Source organism: Bacillus cereus group sp. MYBK227-1 (assembly GCF_051916325.1).
Lineage (GTDB): Bacteria > Bacillota > Bacilli > Bacillales > Bacillaceae_G > Bacillus_A > Bacillus_A cereus.
Map to the genome: position 1 here is coordinate 283,826 of NZ_JBQAGK010000003.1, position 24,596 is coordinate 308,421.

A 24,596-nucleotide genomic window follows, 5' to 3' on the forward strand; every position below is an offset into this window, starting at 1 on the left:
TTTTGTATTATAGTGATATTTTCTTTTCAAATATGAGGTCGAAATATTCAGGTTGTCCAGAACTGCCAAACGTAGGGGCAACAATCTGTACGAACCTCCAGCCATCTCTAGCATGTTCTTGAATAATTTCTTGGTAGTCTTCAGCTGGTTTTGAGCGAGTGAACCCCCAATGTAATTCGACTTTTACGAATTTATATTCAAACATTCAGATACCCCCTTTTATTGATAAGTAAAGTATACAATAAAAATTCATAGTAGCTTGTATCATTTTTTTCTCCCTCCCTTAATATATATAAAATTAGCAAGCCATATTGAGTGGATTTTCTAACGATAGGAAATGTGATTCTACTAAGAGTGAAATTCACGCGGGACGGACTCTTATAGGATTTGTAACGTATAGATACAGTCCTTTAGAGCGGGGATAAAAGGGGGGACAAAAGTGATTGAAATTTGCTTCGAAGAAAAAAATGATGCTATGCACGTATATAGACAATTGCTGAAAAGAGCGGAAGTGTTATATAAGGAAACGAGTGTGTATTTACAGGAACAAAAAGTGGTGATTCACATACCAGTACGTGAATCGAATTATATTGAAAAAATCTTATTGCCAGTAATGGTGTATTTCATTGTGAATGTGAAACAAAATGAGTGGATTTATACGATTTTAAAAGAAAAGTTTTTTTATGAAGAACAAGAAGAGTGTCATCAAATATTGCACATGGCACATGAGATTTTAAAGGGAAGAAGAAAAGGTGTAGCTCAGGATTTAACGCGTAACGCATTTGAGTCATATATTAAGTCTTCTTTAAATAATTGGCTTTGTGATCCGCTCTCATTCTCGTTTTCATCATATATCCGTTTTCGTCTTCGTACATATAGGGAAATGGTGGCTAAACTTGCGGAAGTGGCAATTGATGAATATAAGATGGAGCAAGAATACCAAATGTTCATTGAGACGCTTCGGCAACAAGTAAGTAGCCGTAAATCACGTTTGTCTTGCGTGCATCTTATTTTTGATGAAAGCTTTATCTTTTATGATGATAAAGGTAGACGTTTAAAACAGGAGAAGTTGGTCCAATATATAGATGAGGAATTATTAAAGCAAAATGATGTATATATTGATACGAAAGTAATTGCGCCGCTTCTTTCTATTTCGCCTAAAAAGATTTATTTATATACGAAAGAACAAGACCATAATATGATTATTACTTTGCGAAATGTGTTCCAAGAACGGGTCCAATTACATGGATTACATGATTTTGAGCGCAATGTGAAAAATTTAAAAAATAAAGGTAACGCCCTTGATTTTCTAAGTTTTTGAGCATATAATTACCTACATAAATGAAATATATTGAAATGTTATGATGAGGACATGAGTAGTTTTCTACGATTTTCAGAGAGGGAAGCCTTAGGGTGTGAGCTTCCTAGTACGGGATTATTACTTACCACCTCTAAACTTTAGCAGTGAACGGTTTTTCTAGTAATTGCTAACGGACAACACCGTTATGTTGAACTTGAGCAATTAACAATTATGTTAATTGGAACAAGGGTGGAACCACGAATTCAACACTCGTCCCTTTTTACGGGATGAGTGTTTTTTATTTTGAGAAAAAGAGGAGTGACCAGTGATGGCAGATGTAGTTAAAATTACTTTCCCTGATGGAGCTGTGAAGGAGTTTCCAAAAGGCGTAACAACTGAAGAAATCGCAGCTTCTATTAGCCCAGGCTTAAAGAAAAAAGCTGTAGCTGGAAAATTAAACGATGAGATGATCGATCTTGTTACACCAATCGAAGAAGATGGTGCAGTTTCTATCATTACATTAGATTCTGAAGATGGCCTATATATTTTACGCCATTCAACAGCCCACCTTTTAGCACAAGCGTTAAAACGTTTATATAAAGATGTTAAGGTTGAGCTCGGCATTGGTCCAGTAATTGAAAATGGCTTCTACTACGATATTGATATGGAAGAAGCAATTACAGTTGAAGACTTCAAGAAAATCGAAAAAGAAATGCAAAAAATCGTGAACGAGAACTTAGAAATCGTTCGTCATGAAGTACCACGTGCAGAAGCAATTCGTCGCTTTGAAGAAATCGGCGATGAGTTAAAATTAGATTTAATTAACGATCTTCCAGAAGATGCAGTTATTTCAATCTATGAGCAAGGCGAATTCTTCGACCTTTGTCGTGGTGTTCACCTTCCATCTACAGGGAAAATTAAAGTGTTTAAATTATTAAGCGTTGCAGGTGCTTACTGGCGCGGCGATAGCAATAATAAAATGCTACAACGTATTTACGGTACTGCATTCGTTAAAAAAGCGGAATTAGATGAGCACTTACGTATGCTTGAAGAAGCGAAAGAGCGCGATCACCGTAAATTAGGTAAAGAATTAAAACTATTTACTAATAGCCAAAAAGTAGGACAAGGTTTACCACTTTGGTTACCAAAGGGTGCAACAATTCGTCGTATTATCGAGCGTTATATCGTTGATAAAGAAGCAAGCTTAGGCTATGATCACGTATATACTCCAGTACTAGGAAGCAGAGAGCTTTATGAAACTTCTGGTCACTGGAACCACTACCGTGATGGCATGTTCCCATCAATGGAAATGGATAACGAAGAATTAGTTCTTCGTCCAATGAACTGTCCTCATCATATGATGGTTTATAAAAATGATATTCACAGCTACCGTGAATTACCAATCCGTATTGCGGAACTTGGAACAATGCACCGTTATGAAATGTCAGGTGCGTTATCTGGATTACAACGTGTACGCGGAATGACTTTAAACGATGCGCATATTTTCGTTCGTCCAGATCAAATTAAAGAAGAGTTAAAACGTGTTGTAAACTTAACTCTAGAAGTGTACAAAGATTTCGGTTTAGAGAACTACTCATTCCGTCTATCTTACCGCGACCCAGCAGATACTAAAAAGTATTATGCGGATGATGAGATGTGGGAAAAAGCACAAGGTATGTTAAAAGAAGCTATGGATGAAATGGGTCTTGATTACTATGAAGCTGAAGGTGAAGCGGCATTCTACGGTCCAAAACTTGACGTTCAAGTTCGTACTGCTCTTGGAAAAGACGAAACACTTTCAACTGTACAATTAGACTTCTTGCTTCCAGAACGCTTTGAATTATCATACGTTGGTGAAGACGGTAAACAACATCGTCCAGTTGTAATTCACCGTGGTGTTGTATCAACTATGGAACGTTTTGTAGCCTTCTTAATTGAAGAATACAAAGGTGCATTCCCAACATGGTTAGCTCCAGTTCAAGTACAAGTAATTCCAGTTTCTCCGCAAGTACATTTAGACTATGCGAAGAAAGTACAAGACGAATTGCGTCGTGCTGGTATCCGTGTTGAATTAGACACTCGTGAAGAGAAGATCGGTTACAAAATCCGTGAAGCACAAATGCAAAAAATTCCGTACATGCTTGTAGTAGGTGACAATGAAGTAACTGAAAACGGCGTAAACGTACGTAAATATGGTGAACAAAAATCAGAAACAATCGCATTAGATGCTTTTGTTGACATGATTAAAGTAGAAGGAAAACGATAAGAAAAAGCCGCGGTATACCGCGGCTTTTTTATGTAATATACTTGAGAAAAATTAGAAAAAATAACCATGTAACACTTATCATAAAAAAGTATTGCAAGTATGTTAGTTGTTTGTTACAATATTTCTTGTTGTTAGTAAAACACATCGCGTCTTCTTGACAGACGTCATGTCCTATGATAAACTCATCAAGGATAATAGAATATTGTTTTGTGGAACAAGTAGAAGCACCCGCTTCTCACCTGATGGACGCATTCGCAGTTAACAGGTAAATGTATTTCTTACTTAAGATTTTACAAGTGTGGGTGTCGTATGCCCGCACTTTTTTTGTTCGGGTTCTATGACTACAAAATATGTTCTGAGAAAACCTTGGAGGTGGCTTACTATTAGCAAGGATATGATGATTAACGAGCAAATTCGTGCACGTGAAGTACGTTTAGTTGGCGCAAATGGCGATCAACTTGGAATCAAGTCTCGTAATGACGCTTTAGACTTAGCTGCAAATCTTAATCTTGATTTAGTATTAGTTGCTCCAAATGCGAAACCGCCAGTATGCCGCATTATGGACTACGGTAAATTCCGCTTTGAGCAACAGAAGAAAGAAAAAGAGCAGCGCAAAAATCAAAAAGTAATTAGCATGAAAGAAGTTCGTTTAAGTCCAACAATTGATGAACACGACTTTAACACAAAACTTCGTAATGCTATCAAGTTTTTAGAGAAAGGCGACAAGGTTAAAGCATCAATTCGCTTTAAAGGACGTGCCATTACTCATAAAGAAATCGGTCAACGTGTTTTAGATCGCTTCTCAGAAGCTTGTGCTGAAGTTAGCACAGTTGAATCTAAGCCTAAAATGGAAGGACGCAGTATGTTCTTAGTTTTAGCACCGAAAAACGATAAGTAATAGATAGAGGAGGAAATACCTATGCCTAAACAAAAAACTCATCGCGGCGCTGCAAAGCGTTTCAAAAAGACTGGATCAGGTAAACTGAAACGTTCTCACGCTTACACAAGCCATTTATTCGCTAACAAATCTACAAAAGCTAAACGTAAACTACGTAAAGCTGGTGTAGTAAGCGCTGGTGACTTCAAACGCATTCGTCAAATGCTTGACAACTTAAAATAAGTTCGGCTGATATATAGAACAATTAGGAGGTAATATTATGCCAAGAGTAAAAGGTGGTACAGTTACTCGTCAACGTCGTAAAAAAGTAATTAAATTAGCAAAAGGTTACTACGGTTCAAAAAATACATTATTCAAGGTTGCTAACCAACAGGTTATGAAATCTCTAATGTATGCATTCCGTGACCGCCGTCAAAAGAAACGTGACTTCCGTAAATTATGGATTACACGTATCAACGCAGCAGCTCGTATGAATGGTCTTTCTTACAGCCGCTTAATGCACGGTCTTAAAAATGCTGGCATCGAAGTTAACCGCAAGATGCTTGCTGACTTAGCTGTTCATGACGAAAAAGCTTTCGCTGAATTAGCAACAGTTGCAAAAAACAACATTAACTAATTAATTAGTTGAAACCTTAGAAGAATTTTCTTCTAAGGTTTTTTTATTTGTATTCAAATAGAAGTTAGAAGTGAAAGAAATTCTAAAGATTAACGGCTATGTTGTTATCAATATGACAAAATCAATATAAAAGTTATAGCAGTATAGAAGAATATACATATGAAGTCAGGAGAATACTCCTGGCTTTTTTCAATTCTGCTCGTTTGGAAAGAAGAGTATCTTTCCTAGCTGAAACGACACTGCTATAATGGAAAGATGATATGGAACTTTCATCAGATGAACAATTTAAGAGCGATGACTGAAACGTATTTGTAAATTAAGGACAAGCTATTTTATAAAGAGTTAGATAGCTGACTTATTCATAAGAACTGAAACATAATAATGAACTTTGAGATGAAACAACATTGTTGCGTAAAATGCGATGTTGGAGGAGGACAATAGAATGGACTTACTACAACTATTTAAATTACAAAAAGAATTAGATGACCGTATTGCAAAAGAACATGACTTACAACCGAAAAAATTGTTAAAAGAAAAAATGCTAGCTCTTCTTGTAGAAATTGGAGAACTTGCAAATGAAACACGTTGTTTTAAATATTGGAGCAACAAACCAGCATCAGAACGTGAAGTAATATTAGAAGAATACGTAGATGGTTTGCATTTTATTTTATCAATCGGAATTGATTTAGGTATTGATAAAAACTTCCTATTCTATAAATGTGCACAGACGAATAAAACACAAGTGGAAATTTTCTTAGACACATATGCGAAAGTAATTCGTTTTACAGATCAACCATCTATTACAAACTATATTGAATTATTTACGAGCTATCTTCGACTTGGACAAGCACTTGAATTTGAACAAGAAGAGATTGAAAAAGCATATTTAGATAAAAATGAAGTAAATCATCAGCGTCAAACACAAGGATACTAATTTAATTTTTGAATATTTCAATTTAATTATTGTATAATGAATTGACTGAAGAAAAAGGAGGGTGTTGGCAATGACAAAATTAGACGCGACATTGACAATGCTAAAAGAATTAACAGATGCACGTGGTATTGCTGGTAATGAGCGTGAACCACGTGAAGTAATGAAGAAATATATTGAGCCGTTTGCGGACGAACTTTCTACTGATAATTTAGGGAGTTTAGTTGCGAAAAAAGTAGGGGAAGAAAACGGCCCGAAAATTATGGTTGCAGGTCATTTAGATGAAGTTGGATTTATGATTACACAAATCGATGACAAAGGTTTCCTTCGCTTCCAAACGGTTGGTGGCTGGTGGTCACAAGTTATGCTTGCGCAACGCGTGACGATTGTAACGCGTAAAGGAGATGTAACAGGTGTAATTGGTTCAAAACCACCGCACATTTTACCTCCAGAAGCTCGTAAAAAGCCAGTTGAAATTAAAGACATGTTCATCGATATCGGTGCTTCTAGCCAAGAAGAAGCGATGGAGTGGGGCGTACGACCAGGAGATCAAGTTGTACCTTACTTTGAATTCCAAGTGATGAAGAATGAAAAAATGTTACTTGCAAAAGCATGGGATAACCGAATCGGTTGTGCAATTGCAATTGACGTATTAAAACAATTAAAAGATGAAAAGCATCCAAATGTTGTATATGGCGTTGGAACTGTACAAGAAGAAGTTGGTCTTCGTGGCGCAAAAACATCTGCGAATTATATTAAACCAGATATCGCGTTCGCAGTAGATGTTGGTATCGCTGGAGATACACCGGGTGTAACGTCAAAAGAAGCACAAAGTAAAATGGGCGATGGACCACAAATCATTTTATATGATGCTTCTGTTATTGGACATACAGGTTTACGTGATTTCGTAGTTGATGTTGCTGATGAATTACAAATCCCGTATCAATATGATTCAGTAGCAGGCGGAGGAACGGATGCGGGTGCGATTCACATTGCTGTAAATGGTATTCCTTCTATGGCAATTACAATTGCAACGCGCTATATCCATTCTCATGCGGCAATGTTACATCGTGATGATTATGAAAATGCAGTGAAGTTAATTGTAGAAGTTATTAAACGTCTTGATAAAGAGGCTGTACATAACATTACATTTAATTAATAGAAAAAGCGAAGGAGCTTCTCCTTCGCTTTTTTATGTTTTAAAAAGGCCTTTCTAATCCTGCAGCAGTATGAGCCCCTAAAATAATTAAACGAGTTAATTGCATCGCCATAAAATGCGGGGTATATATCATCCCTCTTTTTAGCCATGACATAATCATTCCTAGGTGGGCACCAGTAACATAACTAATGAGAATATCGCGTGGAACCATTAGTTTTTCATCGTTAGGTTGTGAAATAGAGAGGCTTAATGTTAAATGCGTTTGAATTGCTTTCATCATCTTATACGTATAGTTTCCAGCAGCTTTATCACCAAGCATGACGTTATAGAAGTTAGTGTTTTCTGCAATATGTTCGAACAAGGCCAAAAAACTTGGATGTGGCGAATCAAATGTTAGTTGGAAATCTTCTTTATTTCTATTTCTCGGTTTAATTACTTCAGTTAGCTTTTCTAACATTTCTTCAATGCTTTTGTCTAGTAAGTCATATTTATCGTGGTAATGGCTATAAAATGTAGCGCGGTTTACAGGAGCGCGTTCTGCGATATGTTGCACAGTAACATTTTCAAAACCTTTTTCGCCTACTAAAGCGACAAAAGCATCCTGTATGAGTTGTCTCGTCCGTTTTACACGTGGATCATTTGTATTTTTAATAGACATTTTTATTTCCCCTCGTTTAATTTTCTATACTTAAACAACATATTGGTATTATATTGTTGTTTAAACGACATTTCATACGTAAATTGTCGGTTGTAGATTCAAAATAATTATTTATAATTATAAACGATAGTCCTTCAGAAATCAGCACCGCTCGCAGGTAGAGAAGTTTCGATTTACGCTGCAGATGGTGTGATTTTTTTGTTAAAAGGTTAATATAATTAACAATTAAACAATCTAAACAATAAGGACATAAATAGTTTAGAAAAAAATTATATGCGATATAAGGAGAGGAATGCAATGAATCAGTTTCGAAGAATGGTAATTATCAACATTATCACATTAATTGTACTAGTTGGCGGCGGTATTGGCGGTTATTACTATTACAATCAAACGGAAAATTACTTAAAAACAGACAATGCAAAGATTGATGGAAAGGTAATTCCGGTTGCTTCACCAGTAGCAGGTAAACTAACTGACTGGAAAGCTGAAGTAGGAAAAAATTATAATGAGAACGATAAATTAGGTACTGTTACTGTAGCGGCAGCTAATGGAGAACAAACAGTAGATGTAACAATTCCACAAAATGCAACAGTTGTACAATCAAACGCGACAACAAATGCTTTCGTTGGAGCGGGTAGCCCGATTGCTTATGCATTTGATATGAACAATTTATGGGTAACAGCAAACATTGAAGAAACAGATGTTGATGATGTTCAAAAAGGTCAAGATGTAGATGTGTATGTAGATGCATACCCAGATACAACGTTAACAGGAAAAGTAGAACAAGTTGGCTTAACAACAGCGAATACATTCTCTATGTTGCCATCAAGCAACGCAACAGCGAACTATACGAAAGTAACACAAGTAGTACCAGTTAAAATTTCTTTAGATCATAGCAAATCAGTAAATATTGTTCCTGGCATGAATGTGACAGTTCGTATTCATAAGTAAGGGGGAGATGAGATGTCCTCAATTGTAATTGCAGGATATGCACTATTTTGTATAATCGTCTTCTTCCTTGTAAATCGTCTTTTACGAAAGAAAAAAACGAAAATGGGAGAAGAACAAGTCCCAGCCGTAAGTAAAATAGAAGTAAGTAAAGTTGAAACAGAAGAGAAAGAAATTGAACGAAAGCAAGAATCGGAAATTTCTAATGTAGTTGAGTTAGAAACAGGAAAGCAAGAAGAAGTAAAACAAGAAAAAGAAGTGCCGAAAAAACAAATGTCTATGCCTGTAGAGAATGTGAACGTAAAAGCAGTTGTAGCTGTATTAATTCTCGGCATGTTCGTTTCTATTTTAAACCAAACAATCATTAACGTTGCATTACCTCCGTTAATGAATGAATTTAATGTATCAACTTCAACAGCACAATGGTTAATTACAGGCTTCATGCTTGTAAATGGTATTTTAGTACCGATTAGTGCCTTTTTAGTTTCACGATTTACGTATCGTAAATTATTTGTAGCAGCAATGTTATTCTTCACGGTAGGATCTATCATTTGTGCTACTTCAGGAAACTTTACAATGATGATGACAGGTCGCGTAATTCAAGCAGTTGGTGCGGGTATTTTAATGCCGGTTGGTATGAATATCTTCATGACGTTATTCCCGCCTCATAAACGCGGAGCGGCGATGGGATTACTAGGTGTAGCGATGATTTTAGCACCAGCTATCGGACCAACTGTAACAGGTTGGGTGATTGAAAACTATAGCTGGAACTTAATGTTCTATGCGATGTTTATTATTGGTTTAATTATTACGTTCCTATCTTTAAAATTCTTTACACTAGCTCAGCCGGTGTCTAAAACGAAATTAGATATATTCGGTGTGGTTAGTTCAAGTATTGGACTAGGAAGCTTATTGTACGGATTTAGTGAAGCTGGAAATAATAGTTGGACTAGTGCAGAAGTCATTATTTCACTTGTTATCGGTGTAATTGGTTTAGCGTTATTTATTTGGAGAGAGTTAACAACGGACAATAAAATGCTTGATTTACAAGTATTTAAATATCCAGTATTTACTTTTACTTTAGTAATTAATGCAATCGTTACGATGGCATTATTCGGAGGTATGTTATTGCTTCCAGTATATCTGCAAAACATTCGTGGCTTTACGCCAATTGAATCTGGTTTACTACTTCTTCCAGGATCATTAATTATGGGGATCATGGGACCAGTAGCGGGTAAATTATTCGATAAATATGGTATTCGTCCATTAGCGATAATTGGATTGGCAATTACGACGTATGCGACATATGAATTTACAAAATTATCGATGGATACGCCGTATAGCGTTATTATGACGGATTACATTATACGTTCAATTGGTATGTCATTCATTATGATGCCAATTATGACAGCTGGTATGAACGCGCTGCCGATGAAATTAATTTCTCACGGTACAGCAACGCAAAATACGTCAAGACAAGTAGCGGGTTCAATCGGAACAGCTATTTTAATTACACTTATGACGCAACAAACGACTGCTCACGTAGCTGATTACGGCAACATGTTAACAACATCAAACCCAATTTTAGTTGATAAAGTACACGGCATGGGTCAAAGCTTAGCGGCCTTAGCTGGATCAGCTCAAGCAGGAGACGCGATGAGCACACAACTATTATATGGACAAATTTCAAAGCTATCTGCAATTAACGGTATTAACGATGCCTTCTTAATCGCAACGATACTAGCAGGTATCGCTTGGGTGTTATCGTTCTTCTTACAATCAGGCAATAAACCAAATAGAAAAGCAGGGAATTAATTTCCCTGCTTTTTTGTCTTTTTAAAGAGTGAGATATAAAAAATGATAACCAGTTACGGAGCACAGTCCTGCTAGAAACAAAATTATCCCCATAGAACAAATACTCGATATTTGCCTGCCGCTTATAATAGCTAATAGTCCAGCTAAAGAGAAGAAGCACCAATATAAAGTTCCCGAAATTGGAACCATCCCCTCTAAATCTATTCCAGAACCTATACAAACGATAGGAACAACGATAAGTAATATGCTAATTAAACCAGCTATAATAGTGAGTGATTTATGATATTTAATACCATAAATAATTAAAAAAATACCAACGATAAATGCGCATAACATTAAAGTAAGAGCTAAAATCATCCAAGTTAATATTCCAAACACTTCTGTATTACCTCCGATTTGTAGGTTGCTAAAAAATATTATATATAGAATGAATCACCTACAGACATGAGCTCCCAGAAGATAACACCTAATATTCCAATGGTAAAAATAATGAATCCCATATTACGTATACTTTTAATTTTGGCTTGTACTCCACTTACCCCTGCTAATAATCCAGTTAAAGAAAATAGGGTCCAGTAAAGAGCAGTTGGAATCGGGAAAATTGTATCGATATGAATCCCTACACTTAAAAGAACAAAAGGTAGTGTGACAAAGGATAGGCTAAGTAGCCCCATTAAACCAACGAGTAATTTCCGATATTTAATCCCCGTTACTATTAAAAAAATACCACCAGCAATCCCGCATAGTAAGAGAAGTGGCGTGAAAAGCATCCAAATAATACTGAACATATGTAAACTCCTTTATGTGAATTAAGTTATATTTTACTACATGAGGTTTATTTTGGATATTATTAATGAGTATATATAAATTGAAGGAAATGGGTAATAACGATACGGATTATCAAAAACGCTAACCGCAGAAGAGTTTGAAGTTATGATAAAAGAGTAAAGAGAGGTATCGCGATGATACCTCTTTTTAACTCAAGAATGCCAACATGTTATTCATAATATGAAATAACATAGCTGGAATAATGGACTTTGTTTTTTTACATAAAATGGCCATTAATAATCCCATAAAGAAAGTAATTACCATTACCCCAAGTGAGTATGTATGAGCGATACCGAAGAAGAAACTTGTTACGATGGCTGCAATCCAAAATGGAAAGCGTTCTGAGAAGAAGCGAAGTATAAAACCACGGAAAATAAGTTCTTCAAAAATGGGTGTGAGTATTGCAAAGCTGAGAAGTAATAATATTTGATATTGTTTAAAGACGTCTAAGCTTAGTGCGGAAGATTGCTGCTTTGTTGCGTCTTGGAACACATAATTTAACAAGATGTAATTGAGTATGATGTTGATAACGAAGAAAAGAAGTAAGTATACGTATGTGCGCCATTCTTTCAGTGTTTTAAAGTTAAAAGATTTTAGTAGTAATTTTTTTGCGGGTTCGAATTTAAAAATGAAGAATAACAATACAGCTAGTTGTAATACGGTATTTGCAGTATTTGCAATAGATTCATACAGGGCAACTTGTTTTTTATCTGTAAGACCTGCTGTATAAATTGTTAATGGCATTGCGAGGAACATAGTAATAAGTCCAGTTCCAAAAAAGGCGAATAAAACAGAGCTAATAAATTGTCCCCATGACATCGAGTGTTTTTGTTCATTAGAAAGCTGTGTAGCGGGTTGCATTTGTAAAATCACCTCTTTTATATTTGTATATTTAATTATAAAGTAAGATGTTTTTGAATGTAACATTTAAATATTACATATAAAGTGAAACTTTAATCATTGGGGAGGTTCATCCCCCACTGATTATCAGCCCTCACCAATCGGGCTTTTACGGGCAGTTGATTCTCCACCTAACTTCCTCGTCTTTGCTGAATTTCGAGGTGGGGGTCTTACTGCTCGTTAATGCGGGATAAAGGTTTATTTTCCATAAAATAATAAAAGAGGTATCACCCTGTAGTGATGCCTCTTTCTCATTGATAACTATGTTCTGTCTTGTTATTCAATTTTGCTTGCTCTATTTGCAATTCACGCTCTACCAATCGATCTAATTGCTGAATTGCTTTAAGTGCTTTTTCATAAGAAATTGTTCGATAATGATGCGCTCCGCCCGGTTCTTCATCTGCTTCGTCTGCCCATTTAATAATATTTTGAAGAGATGTTCTTTCAATTTCTTGTTCCACTAAGAAAGAATCTGTATGAAGAAGAATTGCAATAGAAATTTCTTTTGCTAGTTTTGGATGTTCTCCTAATCTAATAAGTAATTTATGTGCTCTTTCAGCGCCTTTAATTGCATGGATATCATTCTTTTTATATAAGTCATAATCCCATTCGCCGCCTGTGTACCACGTATGATGTCCGATATCATGAAGGAAGCCAGCTTTTGTGGCAGCATCGACTGAGGCGTGATGCTTTTTGGCTAGGTGAAACGCATGGTAAGCGACAGCGATCGCGTGGACCATTCCAGAACGGTTTACGTATTTTTGTGTAATGTGGTGTTTAAAAATTTGTTCAAGCGTAATACGGTGCATAAAACATTCACTCCTTTTATCTTATGGTGTATATGAAGAAAAATCGATCGGTTTAAATGTATTTTGAACATTGTACTCCATCATAGTTCGTTAGTAAAGTAGAAATGTTTAGGAGAAGAAAAAATTTTTCTGCAAAAAAATCACCTTAGCTTATGCAAAGGTGATTTTCAAATTGCTTATTTTTTTAATCCTTGCTCTAGTGTTTCTAACATTTCGTGCTTTTCATTTTCATCAGCGTTTTTCCAAATGACTTCAAATAAAACGCCAAGACCTGGAAGCATTTTTTCTTCACCGCTTTGAATTGCATCGACGATTGTTTCTTGTAATTGATCTTGTGAATTTCCAGATACATTCGCTAATACGGCACCGCGTAAATTAAAACTCATTGCTTTCACCTCTTCTTCAGAATTGAAACTGACGTTAGTTTTTGTTCTTTTTTATGTAAATATGTATGAAAAATAGGCTATAATGATAAGACAAGAAGAGAGGGAAATACATATTATGAAAAACATTGATTCAGTACAAAATCCGCGTGTAAAGCAGTGGAAAAAGCTGCAAACGAAAAAAGAACGCGATAAAAAAGGTTTATTTTTTGTAGAAGGATTCCACTTAGTCGAGGAAGCTTTGAAGACAGGAATTGTAACAGAACTTATCGTTTCAGATCAGACAGACCTTCCGAAAGATTGGACAGTTAATGATGTGGAAATGTACATCGTACCTGAGGCGATTGTAAAAATACTTCGTGAAACAGAAACGACGCAAGGTGTATTTGCTGTTTGTGAGAAGCATGAGAAAGAAGTAGCTCTTACTGATGGGAAATTCCTTTTATTAGATGGCCTGCAAGACCCAGGTAATTTAGGAACAATTATTCGTACAGCTGATGCAGCTGGTATTCACGCCGTTGTGCTTGGAGAAGGTTGTGTTGATGTTTACAATAGTAAAGTACTCCGCTCTACACAAGGCTCTATTTTCCACTTACCAATTGTAAAAGGGAACTTAGAAGAATGGGTAGACAAGTTAAAAGAAAATAACGTTCCTGTATATGGAACAGCTCTTGAAAATGGAGTTCCGTATGGTGAAGTAACGCCGGCTGGCAGTTTTGCATTAATTGTAGGAAATGAAGGAAATGGCGTACGCCAAGAAATTCTTGCAAAAACGGATCAAAACTTGTATATTCCGATTTACGGCGGGGCAGAATCATTAAATGTTGCGGTTGCAGCAGGGATTTTAACGTATTATTTGCAAAGCCCGGTTGCGAACAAATAAAAAACTTCTTATAATAAGTTGAAGTACATTATATTAAAAGTTAAATAACGAAAAACGTTGATAGAGAAGAGTAGCTTACAAAATCGCCATATAGGGAGAGAGTGCCGTAGACTGAAAGCATTCTTATGGTAGACGAAAGTGAATTCACCTCTGGAGTTGACGCCAGGACCATGTATATGTAAAGGCGTTCCGGTCAGAATTGATCGTTATAACTAATGAGTGGGCAGACATGTTCTGTCAATTTAGGGTGGTACCGCGAATTTACCTCGTCCCTTTTTGGGAGCGAGGTTTTTTTATTTTTAAAATTAGGAGGGTTCCAAAATGGAAGCACGTTTAAAAGAGCTAAAGCAAAAAGCGTTAGAGCTTATTGAAGAAGCGAAAGAGCTGAAAGGCTTAAACGACGTACGCGTAGCGTATTTAGGAAAAAAAGGTCCAATTACAGAAGTATTACGCGGCATGGGAAAATTATCAGCAGAAGAGCGTCCACGTATGGGAGCATTAGTAAATGAAGTACGTGAAGCGATTCAAACGCGTCTAGACGACAAAATTAGTAACTTAGAAAAAGCAGTAATTGAAGCGAAATTAGCTACTGAAACAATTGATGTTACATTGCCAGGTCGTCCTGTTGAAACAGGTTGTCACCATCCGTTAACGGCTGTTGTTGAGCAAATTGAAGATGTATTCATCGGTATGGGTTATGAAGTAGCTGAAGGAACAGAAGTAGAAAAAGACTACTACAACTTCGAAGCACTAAACTTACCGAAAGATCACCCAGCGCGTGATATGCAAGATACATTCTACATCACAGAAGAAACGTTACTACGTACACATACATCTTCTGTGCAAGCACGTACGATGGAAAATAATAAAGAAAAAGGCCCAATTAAAATTATTTGTCCTGGTAAAGTGTATCGCCGTGATGACGACGATGCGACGCATTCACATCAGTTCATGCAAATTGAAGGTCTTGTAATTGATAAAAACATTCGTATGAGTGACTTAAAAGGTACACTGCAAGTATTCGTGAAAAAGATGTTCGGTGAAGATCGTGAAATCCGTCTTCGTCCAAGTTTCTTCCCATTCACAGAGCCATCTGTAGAGATGGATATTTCTTGTATGATGTGTCATGGCAAAGGCTGCGGCACTTGTAAAGGAACTGGCTGGATTGAAATTCTAGGCGCAGGTATGGTTCACCCGAACGTACTTGAAATGGCTGGTTATGATTCAAAAGAATATCAAGGTTTCGCATTCGGTATGGGCGCAGAGCGTATCGCAATGTTGAAATACGGAGTAGATGACATTCGTCATTTCTATACAAATGATGTACGTTTCTTACAACAATTCAAACGAGCGTAAGGGAAGGAGAGGATAAGTATGTTCGTATCATATCGTTGGTTACAAGAGTATGTAGATATTAAAGATGTAACAGCACAAGAACTAGCAGACAAAATCACGAAAAGTGGTATTGAAGTAGAAGGCGTTGAAGTATTAAATAAAGGTGTAAAAGGTGTTGTAGTTGGTCACGTATTAGAATGTGAAAAACACCCAGAAGCTGATAAATTAAGTAAATGCTTAATCGATATCGGTGAAGAAGAGCCAGTTCAAATTATTTGTGGAGCTGCTAACATTGCAAAAGGTTTAAAAGTACCAGTTGCAAAAGTTGGAGCTGTACTTCCTGGTAACTTCAAAATCAAAAAAGCAAAACTACGCGGTGAAGCTTCTCACGGTATGGTTTGTGCTCTTCAAGAGCTTGGTATTGATGGAAAGTTAGTTTCAAAAGAATACGCAGATGGTATCTTCATCTTCCCAAGTGACGCTGAAGTTGGTGCAGATGCACTTGAAATTTTAAACTTACACGATGAAGTACTTGAGCTTGGCTTAACACCAAACCGTGCAGATTGCTTAAACATGTTAGGTGTTGCTTACGAAGTAGCTGCTATTTATGGCCGCGAAGTAAAGCTTCCAGCTATCGACTTACAAGAAACAGCAGAAAAAACTTCTGATTATATTTCTGTAAGTGTAGAAGCGAAAGAAGAAAACCCATTATACATTGCAAAAATGGTTAAAAACGTAAAGATTGGTCCATCACCAATGTGGATGCAAACTCGTCTTATGGCAGCTGGCATTCGTCCAATTAGCAACGTAGTTGATATTACAAACTACATTTTAATGGAATACGGTCAACCGTTACATGCATTCGATTACGATAAATTAGGTTCAAAAGAAATCGTTGTTCGTCTTGCAAAAGAAGGCGAAAAAATTGAAACGTTAGATGATCAAGAGCGTACATTACAAAGCCACCACCTTGTAATTACAAACGGCACGAAAGCTTTAGCTGTTGCTGGTGTAATGGGCGGGGCGGATTCTGAAGTTACAAATGAGACAGTAAACGTTCTAATTGAGTCTGCATATTTTGCAGGTCAAACAGTACGTCGTACATCAAAAGACTTAGGTCTTCGTAGTGAATCAAGTGCACGTTTCGAAAAAGGAATCGACCCAACACGTACATTTGAAGCAATTCAACACGCAGCTGCTTTAATGGCGAAATATGCTGGTGGTGAAGCACTTGAAGGTGTAGTAGAAGCTGACAACTTACAAGTACAAGAGCGTACAGTATCTGTTACTGCTGAAAAAGTAAACCGTGTATTAGGTACAAATATTTCTGCGAGTGAAATGGGTACAATGTTCACAAACTTGAAATTCCCATTCACAGAAGTAGAAGGAACATTCCATGTAAATGTACCAGCACGTCGTCCTGATATTACAATTTCAGAAGACTTAGTAGAAGAAGTGGGCCGTCTATACGGTTATGACCACATTCCAGTTACATTACCTTCTGGAACGATGACTCGTGGTAAATTAACATCAGCACAAACGAAACGTCGTAAAGTACGCCGCTTCTTAGAGGGTGCTGGTTTATATGAAGCAATCACGTATTCATTAACAAGCGCTGACAAAGCGAAACAATATATGGTTGAGCCAAACGAAAAGGCGCCTGTAGGTCTTGCGCTTCCAATGAGTGAAGAACGTAGCCAACTTCGTTTAAGCTTAGTACCGCAATTACTAGAAGCAGTTTCATACAATGTCGCTCGTAAAAACGACAGCGTTGCTTTATACGAAGTAGGTTCTATCTTCTTACCGACAGAAGAAGGAGAACTTCCGAAAGAAGAACAACATCTTGCAGGTGTTATGACAGGTCTTGCTCTTCATCATGCATGGCAAGGTGAGAAGAAAGTAGTAGACTTCTTCGTTGTGAAAGGTGTACTAGAAGGACTATTCGACGTACTTGGCGTTGCAAACCAAATCACATATGCACCAGCAAAACGCGAAGGTATGCACCCAGGCCGTACAGCTGACATCGTATTAGATGGCGAAGTAATTGGTTTCATCGGTCAATTGCACCCAGAAGCAGAAAAACAATTAGATGTGAAAAATACATTCGTATTTGAATTATCTCTTGTAAAAGTATTCGGTGCAGACGCTGAAGAAACTTACTACGCAGCAATTCCACGTTTCCCATCTATGACACGTGACATGGCTGTTGTAGTAACGAAAGAAACAAAAGCTGGTGAAATGAAGCAAGTCATTGCTGAAGCTGGCGGAGAACTTCTGAAAGACGTAACACTATTCGACTTATACGAAGGTGAAAAAATGGAAGAAGGCAAGAAATCACTTGCATTCTCTATGACTTACTTCGATGCAGAACGTACATTAACAGACGAAGAAGTAACAGAAGCACATAACCGTGTATTAACAGCGGTAGAAGAGAAATTTGGTGCGGAGTTACGTAAGTAATTAGAAAATTGCCGGATATATTCCGGCAATTTTTTTATTGGGTTAGTTGTCGGACACTGTCGGTAAGTCGATATATTACAAAAATCGCTCATATATTTTCCGACACCTTGCATCTTTCTCTCGAATGTAGTACATTAATTTTAGTTTAACAAAATGAAAGATGATGATAAGGAAAAGTAGTATATACTATAATCCAAAGCGAGTCAGGGACGGTGAGAGCCTGATGAGGCGGTATATGTGAAGAACACCTTGGAGTTGCTAACCGAAATTGAATCTTGTATTCAAGAGTAGACTTAGACGGGAATCCGGCCTGTTACAAACCGGGAAGTATGTATTACATACGAGTTAAAGTTGGTCTTTATGACAAATTGGGTGGTACCGCGAAGTTTAACCTTTCGTCCCTTTATGGATGAAAGGTTTTTTTTGTATTTAAATATATGAGCAAAGGAGAATTTCACTATGGAAAACACATTAGTAAAAAGTCTGTATAGAGATACAGAAAAGTATGCAGATCAAACAGTACAAGTATCAGGGTGGATTCGTAACTTACGTGATTCAAAAGCATTTGGTTTCATCGAATTAAACGACGGTAGCTTCTTCAAAAGCGTTCAAATCGTTTTCGATACAGAATTAGAGAACTTCAAAGAAATTGCAAAACTTCCACTTAGCTCTTCAGTTAAAGTAGAAGGTAAAGTAATTGCAACGCCTGGAGCGAAGCAACCATTTGAAATTAAAGCAGAAAAAATTGATATCGAGGGCTTATCAGATTCTGATTACCCACTTCAAAAGAAACGTCATACATTTGAATACTTACGTACAATCGCTCACTTACGTCCAAGAACAAATGCATTCTCTGCAACGTTCCGCGTACGTTCTATCGCAGCATTTGCGATTCACCAATTCTTCCAAGAGCGTGGATTCGTACATGTTCATACACCTATCATCACTGGTAGTGATACAGAAGGTGCTGGCGAAATGTTCCGCGTAACAACGCAAGATTTAAATAACCTACCAAAAGGTGAAGACGGAAAAGTTGATGAGTCAAAAGACTTCTTCGGTAAAGAAACAAACTTAACAGTAAGTGGACAGCTGAACGCTGAAGCTTATGCATTAGCATTCCGTGATGTATACACATTCGGACCTACATTCCGTGCGGAAAACTCAAACACAACTCGCCACGCTGCTGAGTTCTGGATGGTTGAGCCTGAGATTGCATTCGCTGAACTAGGGGACGTAATGAACCTTACAGAAGATATGCTGAAATATGCAATGAAATACGTATTAGAGCATGCACCAGAAGAAATGGAATTCTTCAACAGCTTCGTTGATAAAACAGTTCTTGAGCGCATGAACAACGTAATTAACTCTGACTTCGGTCGCATCACTTATACAGAAGCAATTAAAGTGCTTCAAGAATCAGGTGCTGATTTCAAATACCCAGTAGAATGGGGAATTGACTTACAAACAGAGCACGAAAGATACTTATCAGAAGAAATCTTCAAACGCCCTGTATTCGTAACTGACTATCCGAAAGACATTAAAGCATTCTACATGCGTTTAAATGAAGACGGTAAAACAGTAGCTGCTACTGACCTTCTAGTGCCTGGCATCGGCGAATTAATCGGCGGAAGCCAACGTGAAGAAAGAATGGACGTTTTAGTAGACAGAATTAAAGAATTAGGTATGAACGAAGAGGATTACTGGTGGTACTTAGAACTTAGAAAATACGGCGGTACAAAACACGCTGGATTCGGTCTAGGTTTCGAGCGCTTCCTAATGTACATCACTGGCATGGCTAACATCCGTGACGTAATTCCATTCCCAAGAACTCCAGGTTCTTCTGAGTTCTAAAATGTGAAAAAAGCGAGAGGATTTCCTCTCGCTTTTTCTTTTGCATAGTTTATTACCCTGTAGCAAAAAGTAACGCGAAGGGGTGAATATAAATGAGTAAAAAAGTGAAAAAAGATCATTCAAGATCGGGCCTAGGTTCTCCAGAAGTAGAAGGACAAGGAACGACGACACATGAAACAGGTTCACATAAAGTACCTTCATCAAATAAGAAGCAGAAACGAAGCTAACATAAAAAAGGAGAGTCTTGGCGACTCTCCTTTTTTCATGTATTACATCTTCTTATCGTTAATTTCTTTTGTAATCTTATTTATGTCTTTGCCTAATCAATCTAAATAGAAAAACCACAGTAAACTCATGAACACGTAATAGATGGCCATCACGCCAAGATTATCAGATATATTTTCGAATGTGGATTTAGTAGTGAAAAAAGCTCCTCAAATGGTAGAAATAGTGAAGTAAGAAAGTGGGCCTACGAGGTGTACGAAAACATATAATATCTTTTTAACTTTTACAGCGTTCATATGAAAAACCTCCTTTTTCTAATCATACATTCAAGTTCCTCACAGAAGTGTTGTAGTTTTGCTGGATTATGTATTAACGAGCGAGCATCGTGTTTCCCGATAAATCTTCGAATCCGAAAGTTTAATAAGAAAGAGCGACCATAACGCTCTATTAGATCGTTGAACGCTCGTTGTTCACTTAGTAGCTGAATGTTTTCCCTAATTTCAAACTGCCTTTCGTGTGGATCACCTAGTAAAATATTTAGAATCATTTGTAGAAGTAGCAATGGGGATCTCCTCCTATGTTAGAATAATCTGTATATTATAATTATAACAAAACTATAAGGACAATAGTAGGGTGAAACAAAAAACAGGAGTTTGTAGGCTCCTGTTTTTGTCGATACTATTTTAATAAGCGAAGCGCCTTCTCCGTATTAGCGAAATGCAGTTTCACAAACTCAGGTAATCGTTCTTTACCAAGCTTTTGAATTAATTTAGCAGCAGCGATATCAACTTGTTTACCAGCACCTTTTGGAAGTGGCATACCAGCTTTTTTACTTAGTTCGTCAAACTGTTTTACGAATGAGTAGCGAGCTAAAATGGAAGCGGCGGCAACAGCTAAATGAACACTTTCACCTTTCGTAGCGAAGTAAACATTTTCACGCTGTACCTGTTTTTGTTTTGCTAAATATTTATAGTATGTATCAGGTTGTGTGAATTGATCGATTAAGACGCCTTCAGGTTTTGTAGGTGCCATTTTAGCTAATAAGTTTGTAATAGCTTTATTATGTAGCAAGGCTTTTAACTTACCTTGGTTGTTTCCTTTATCAAATAGCTCGTTATATTTTTCGTTATGAAGGACAAGAGAGCTATAAGGAACAACGTGTAGAAGTTGTTTCGCAATGGCAGTAATTTGATCGTCATTTAAGTTTTTAGAGTCTTTTACACCAAGTTCTTTTAGTAGTGGAATTTGCTTTGCATCCACATATACAGCAACGACTGTCATCGGTCCGAAGAAATCACCAGTACCAACTTCATCAGACCCTACAATAGACATTGTACCGATGGAAGCAGGCGGTGCATAACGGTGTGAATCAACAGATTTTTTTGCAGCTGTTTTCGGTGTTTGAGAGACAGTTTGCCAACGAGAAGCTTCTGCTTCAGCGCGGCCTCCTTGGAACATTACTTTTCCAGATTTATACGCTGTAATCGTGCAAGATGGTACCTTTGCCATGAAGATCCCGCCTTGCGGAGTTTTCGGGCTAAGCGAATGTTTATATTGTTGTTTCATGTCTTCAATTACTGTAGAATTTGTTTGAATTACGATAGAATTTGACATAATGGTCGCCCCTTTTTTTATATTGTTATTTTTATCATATCGGATTGTTCTTTCTGTTTCCATATTATGAAGGTTCATGGTATGATAAACTTTAGGATTCTGTACGTGATTGGAGGCCGGTGAGTTGTCACAACAAAAGGGAAAGAAAAGTCGAATTAATGTAGAAATCTATGGTCAGCAATATTCAGTTGTTGGCGATGAAAGTACAAGTCATATCCGCATGGTAGCAGCGATTGTGGATGATAAAATGCGCGAACTCAATGCCAAGAATCCTTCGCTTGACACGAGTAGACTAGCGGTATTGACGGCGGTAAACGTCATACACGATTACATAAAATTAAAAGAAGAACATGAGAAATTGAAAGAAAGTATGACAAAAAAAGGAATGGAATAACATGATTGATATTATTATCATTTTACTGCTTGTTATGGGATTTTTCCTCGGCTTACGCAGAGGGTTTATTCTGCAACTTGTAAAGTTAACAAGCTTTATTATCGCATACCTTGTTGCATACTGGTACTGTAAAGATTTAGCGCCAGCACTTGCGAAATTTATTCCGTATCCATTTGATAAAAACGTATCTGTTCCAGAATGGATTGATGCAAATAATATTGAGACAGTATTTTATCAAGCGCTTGCGTTTATCATATTGTTTATTATCACTAAAATTGCACTTTCATTACTTGGTAATTTGTTAAATATGTTTGCAGAAATACCGGTTTTAAAGCAAGTAAATGCGTTTGCGGGGGCAATCCTCGGATTTTTAGAAGTATATATTATTTTGTTTGTCTTAATTATCATTGGGAACATTCTTCCGATTGAACAAGTACAAACACCATTACAACAATCATCAATTAGCAAAATAATTGTAGACGATACACCGATTCTCTCTGAAAAGGTGAAGGAACTATGGCAGACAGGTAGCAGAGTATAACTTCTCTTTTTTCGGAAAGAGAAGTTTTTTTCTATGAAAGAAAGGCGGGACAATGATGAAAGTAAATAAAAAACAAGTGATCAAATTATTAGAGACAATCGGGCTTTTTATGGAATTAAAGGGCGCGAATCCATTTAAAATATCTGCATTTCGTAAAGCGGCAGCAGCGTTAGAAAGTGATGATCGTAGTCTTTCTGAAATTGAAGATTTCACAAAGATTCCAGGCATCGGAAAAGGAACAGCAGCCGTTATTCAAGAATATATAGAATCGGGAACATCTGAAGTATTACAAGAACTTGAAAAAGAAGTACCAAGTAGCTTATTGCCGTTATTAAAACTACCAGGACTTGGTGGTAAGAAGGTAGCTAAGTTATATAAAGAACTTGGTGTTGTTGATATGGAATCGCTAAAAGCTGTTTGTGAGGAAAATAAAGTACAAGCTTTAGCAGGTTTCGGTAAGAAGACAGAAGAGAAAATATTAGAAGCAATCGATCAAGTAGGCTCTCGTCCAGAGCGTTTACCAATTGCGATGGTATTGCCTATTGCCGGGGAAATAGAGGAGAAATTGTCGAATATTGCTGAAGTAATTCGTTTCTCTCGCGCTGGTAGTTTGCGCCGTGTTCGTGAAACAGTGAAAGATTTAGATTTTATCATTGCAACGACAGAACCAGCAGCGGTACGTGAGCATTTACTACAATTTGATAATATGATTGAAGTAATAGCAAGTGGAGATACGAAAGTTTCTGTCCGTCTTCAATATGAATATGATATTTCAATTGATTTCCGTTTAGTAAAACCAGAAGAGTTTATTACAACTCTTCACCATTTCACAGGATCAAAAGACCATAATGTAAAAATGCGTCAAATCGCAAAAGATAAAGGCGAGAAAATTAGTGAGTACGGTGTAGAGAACTTGGAAACAGGTGAAGTGAAAACATTTGAGACGGAAGAAGACTTCTTTGCTCATTTCGGTTTGCCATTTATTCCGCCAGAAGTGCGTGAAGATGGAAAAGAAATTGAATTAATTAAAGAGTATCCGAACTTAATTCAGTTTTCCGATATACAAGGTGATTTACATATGCATACAACTTGGAGTGACGGTGCTTTTTCTATTGAAGAAATGGTACAAGCGTGCCGTGCTCGTGGATATAAGTTTATGGCGATTACTGATCACTCGCAATACTTAAAAGTGGCGAACGGTTTAACGAAAGAGCGTCTTCGTGAGCAAGCGAAAGAAATTGAACGTATGAATGAAAAGTATCCAGACATTACAATTTTACGCGGAATTGAAATGGACATTTTACCAGATGCCTCGCTTGATTTTGATGATGAAGTATTAGCAGAATTAGATTATGTCATTGGAGCGATTCACTCTAGCTTCTCACAAGACCGTGAAACGATTATGAAGCGTCTACGTACTGCACTTGAGAATAAACATGTCACAATGATTGCCCATCCTACAGGACGTCTTCTCGGGCGTCGTGAGGGTTATGATGTAGATACAGATTTATTAATTGAACTAGCAAAAGAGACAAATACAGTTTTAGAATTAAATGCGAATCCGAACCGTCTAGATTTAAGCGCGAAATTATTAAAACAAGCACAAGATGCTGGTGTGAAAGTAGCGATTAATACGGATGCTCATACGCTTGAAATGTTAGAAGATATGGAAACAGGTGTAGCAGCAGCACGTAAAGGTTGGATTCAAAAAGATAACGTGATTAACACGTGGGATATTGAACGTTTATTAGACTATATTAAACGTAATAAGTAATACAAGGG

The 24,596-nt window shown here is 37.0% G+C and carries 26 protein-coding genes, 1 pseudogene and 4 other annotated features; of the genes and pseudogenes, 17 read left to right on the top strand and 10 right to left on the bottom strand.

Annotated elements, in window-relative coordinates; translation table 11 throughout:
• Positions 1–7 precede the first annotated feature (7 nt).
• A complete protein-coding gene (locus tag ACTFRM_RS14740) occupies positions 8–205 on the bottom strand; it encodes a DUF4177 domain-containing protein (RefSeq protein WP_000464456.1) in 198 nt (65 codons plus the stop codon).
• A 234-nt stretch (positions 206–439) separates the two neighbouring features.
• On the opposite strand from ACTFRM_RS14740, the gene ytxC reads away from it, so the two are divergent.
• From ytxC to ACTFRM_RS14775, 7 genes are all read left to right on the top strand, one after another.
• Positions 440–1,321, top strand: a complete 882-nt coding sequence (ytxC, locus tag ACTFRM_RS14745) for a putative sporulation protein YtxC (RefSeq protein WP_000569629.1) — start codon at positions 440–442, stop codon at positions 1,319–1,321.
• Between the two features lie 31 nt (positions 1,322–1,352).
• Positions 1,353–1,581, top strand: a binding site (T-box leader).
• A gap of 47 nt (positions 1,582–1,628) precedes the next feature.
• Entirely contained in the window at positions 1,629–3,566 is a 1,938-nt protein-coding gene (thrS, locus tag ACTFRM_RS14750) for a threonine--tRNA ligase (RefSeq protein WP_000786083.1), read from the top strand.
• A 210-nt stretch (positions 3,567–3,776) separates the two neighbouring features.
• Positions 3,777–3,897, top strand: a sequence feature (ribosomal protein L20 leader region).
• Positions 3,898–3,960: 63 nt separating this feature from the next.
• A complete protein-coding gene (gene infC, locus ACTFRM_RS14755; RefSeq protein WP_000973215.1) occupies positions 3,961–4,464 on the top strand; it encodes a translation initiation factor IF-3 in 504 nt (167 codons plus the stop codon).
• A gap of 21 nt (positions 4,465–4,485) precedes the next feature.
• Entirely contained in the window at positions 4,486–4,686 is a 201-nt protein-coding gene (rpmI, locus tag ACTFRM_RS14760; RefSeq protein WP_001125945.1) for a 50S ribosomal protein L35, read from the top strand.
• Between the two features lie 37 nt (positions 4,687–4,723).
• Positions 4,724–5,080 (top strand): 50S ribosomal protein L20, encoded by a 357-nt coding sequence (rplT, locus tag ACTFRM_RS14765; protein WP_001138362.1) that lies wholly within the window; start codon positions 4,724–4,726, stop codon positions 5,078–5,080.
• 442 nt (positions 5,081–5,522) lie between these two features.
• A complete protein-coding gene (locus ACTFRM_RS14770) occupies positions 5,523–6,014 on the top strand; it encodes a dUTP diphosphatase (protein WP_000365050.1) in 492 nt (163 codons plus the stop codon).
• A 70-nt stretch (positions 6,015–6,084) separates the two neighbouring features.
• Entirely contained in the window at positions 6,085–7,170 is a 1,086-nt protein-coding gene (locus tag ACTFRM_RS14775; protein ID WP_000163555.1) for a M42 family metallopeptidase, read from the top strand.
• 40 nt (positions 7,171–7,210) lie between these two features.
• Here the strand turns inward: ACTFRM_RS14775 and ACTFRM_RS14780 are convergent, their stop codons facing one another.
• On the bottom strand, positions 7,211–7,828 hold the full coding sequence (locus tag ACTFRM_RS14780) for a TetR/AcrR family transcriptional regulator (RefSeq protein WP_000023672.1): 618 nt from the start codon (positions 7,826–7,828) through the stop codon (positions 7,211–7,213).
• 297 nt (positions 7,829–8,125) lie between these two features.
• Here ACTFRM_RS14780 and ACTFRM_RS14785 point away from each other — a divergent pair, with 297 nt between their 5' ends.
• Together ACTFRM_RS14785 and ACTFRM_RS14790 are read left to right on the top strand one after the other, a co-directional pair.
• Positions 8,126–8,779 carry an HlyD family secretion protein gene (locus ACTFRM_RS14785; protein WP_001071419.1) on the top strand — a complete coding sequence of 218 codons (654 nt, stop codon included), beginning with the start codon at positions 8,126–8,128 and terminating at the stop codon, positions 8,777–8,779.
• A gap of 12 nt (positions 8,780–8,791) precedes the next feature.
• Positions 8,792–10,591, top strand: a complete 1,800-nt coding sequence (locus tag ACTFRM_RS14790) for a DHA2 family efflux MFS transporter permease subunit (RefSeq protein WP_000095295.1) — start codon at positions 8,792–8,794, stop codon at positions 10,589–10,591.
• A gap of 21 nt (positions 10,592–10,612) precedes the next feature.
• On the opposite strand, the gene ACTFRM_RS14795 is transcribed toward ACTFRM_RS14790, so the two are convergent.
• From ACTFRM_RS14795 to sspI, 5 genes are all read right to left on the bottom strand, one after another.
• Positions 10,613–10,969 (bottom strand): hypothetical protein, encoded by a 357-nt coding sequence (locus ACTFRM_RS14795; protein WP_000467057.1) that lies wholly within the window; start codon positions 10,967–10,969, stop codon positions 10,613–10,615.
• Between the two features lie 38 nt (positions 10,970–11,007).
• Positions 11,008–11,379, bottom strand: a complete 372-nt coding sequence (locus ACTFRM_RS14800) for a hypothetical protein (protein ID WP_000491395.1) — start codon at positions 11,377–11,379, stop codon at positions 11,008–11,010.
• 187 nt (positions 11,380–11,566) lie between these two features.
• The gene (locus ACTFRM_RS14805; protein ID WP_001182107.1) at positions 11,567–12,280 is read right to left on the bottom strand and encodes a CPBP family intramembrane glutamic endopeptidase; all 714 of its coding nucleotides are present in this window, start codon (positions 12,278–12,280) and stop codon (positions 11,567–11,569) included.
• A gap of 290 nt (positions 12,281–12,570) precedes the next feature.
• Positions 12,571–13,128 carry an HD domain-containing protein gene (locus ACTFRM_RS14810; RefSeq protein WP_000554786.1) on the bottom strand — a complete coding sequence of 186 codons (558 nt, stop codon included), beginning with the start codon at positions 13,126–13,128 and terminating at the stop codon, positions 12,571–12,573.
• Positions 13,129–13,304: 176 nt separating this feature from the next.
• Positions 13,305–13,514 (bottom strand): small acid-soluble spore protein SspI, encoded by a 210-nt coding sequence (sspI, locus tag ACTFRM_RS14815; RefSeq protein ID WP_000009509.1) that lies wholly within the window; start codon positions 13,512–13,514, stop codon positions 13,305–13,307.
• An 82-nt stretch (positions 13,515–13,596) separates the two neighbouring features.
• On the opposite strand from sspI, the gene ACTFRM_RS14820 reads away from it, so the two are divergent.
• The 5 genes from ACTFRM_RS14820 to ACTFRM_RS14840 all read left to right on the top strand — a co-directional run bounded on the left by ACTFRM_RS14820 (position 13,597) and on the right by ACTFRM_RS14840 (position 20,267).
• On the top strand, positions 13,597–14,394 hold the full coding sequence (locus tag ACTFRM_RS14820) for a TrmH family RNA methyltransferase (protein ID WP_002026395.1): 798 nt from the start codon (positions 13,597–13,599) through the stop codon (positions 14,392–14,394).
• A gap of 48 nt (positions 14,395–14,442) precedes the next feature.
• Positions 14,443–14,671, top strand: a binding site (T-box leader).
• 44 nt (positions 14,672–14,715) lie between these two features.
• Positions 14,716–15,750: a phenylalanine--tRNA ligase subunit alpha gene (pheS, locus tag ACTFRM_RS14825; RefSeq protein ID WP_000388219.1), complete on the top strand. Its 1,035-nt coding sequence runs from the start codon at positions 14,716–14,718 to the stop codon at positions 15,748–15,750.
• Positions 15,751–15,768: 18 nt separating this feature from the next.
• Entirely contained in the window at positions 15,769–18,189 is a 2,421-nt protein-coding gene (pheT, locus tag ACTFRM_RS14830) for a phenylalanine--tRNA ligase subunit beta (RefSeq protein WP_078187112.1), read from the top strand.
• A 154-nt stretch (positions 18,190–18,343) separates the two neighbouring features.
• Positions 18,344–18,595, top strand: a binding site (T-box leader).
• Positions 18,596–18,648: 53 nt separating this feature from the next.
• Positions 18,649–20,040 (top strand): asparagine--tRNA ligase, encoded by a 1,392-nt coding sequence (gene asnS / locus ACTFRM_RS14835; RefSeq protein ID WP_000432177.1) that lies wholly within the window; start codon positions 18,649–18,651, stop codon positions 20,038–20,040.
• Positions 20,041–20,132: 92 nt separating this feature from the next.
• Positions 20,133–20,267 carry a YuzL family protein gene (locus tag ACTFRM_RS14840; RefSeq protein ID WP_000039588.1) on the top strand — a complete coding sequence of 45 codons (135 nt, stop codon included), beginning with the start codon at positions 20,133–20,135 and terminating at the stop codon, positions 20,265–20,267.
• Between the two features lie 96 nt (positions 20,268–20,363).
• Here the strand turns inward: ACTFRM_RS14840 and ACTFRM_RS14845 are convergent.
• From ACTFRM_RS14845 to rnhC, 3 genes and pseudogenes are all read right to left on the bottom strand, one after another.
• Positions 20,364–20,561 (bottom strand): annotated as a pseudogene (locus tag ACTFRM_RS14845) (hypothetical protein).
• Positions 20,558–20,827, bottom strand: coding sequence for a hypothetical protein (locus ACTFRM_RS14850; protein ID WP_000925539.1), 270 nt, complete (start codon positions 20,825–20,827; stop codon positions 20,558–20,560). Before ACTFRM_RS14850 ends, ACTFRM_RS14845 begins: the two are co-directional and overlap by 4 nt.
• 116 nt (positions 20,828–20,943) lie before the next feature.
• A complete protein-coding gene (gene rnhC / locus ACTFRM_RS14855) occupies positions 20,944–21,879 on the bottom strand; it encodes a ribonuclease HIII (protein ID WP_033695585.1) in 936 nt (311 codons plus the stop codon).
• A gap of 124 nt (positions 21,880–22,003) precedes the next feature.
• On the opposite strand from rnhC, the gene zapA reads away from it, so the two are divergent.
• Genes zapA through polX form a run of 3 tightly spaced genes read left to right on the top strand, consistent with a single transcriptional unit; the run spans position 22,004 to position 24,588 of the window.
• A complete protein-coding gene (zapA, locus tag ACTFRM_RS14860) occupies positions 22,004–22,273 on the top strand; it encodes a cell division protein ZapA (RefSeq protein ID WP_000082701.1) in 270 nt (89 codons plus the stop codon).
• Between the two features lies 1 nt (position 22,274).
• Entirely contained in the window at positions 22,275–22,814 is a 540-nt protein-coding gene (locus ACTFRM_RS14865) for a CvpA family protein (RefSeq protein ID WP_097952023.1), read from the top strand.
• A gap of 55 nt (positions 22,815–22,869) precedes the next feature.
• Complete coding sequence (gene polX / locus ACTFRM_RS14870) at positions 22,870–24,588, top strand: DNA polymerase/3'-5' exonuclease PolX (protein ID WP_000867532.1); 1,719 nt, start codon at positions 22,870–22,872, stop codon at positions 24,586–24,588.
• Positions 24,589–24,596: the final 8 nt, after the last annotated feature.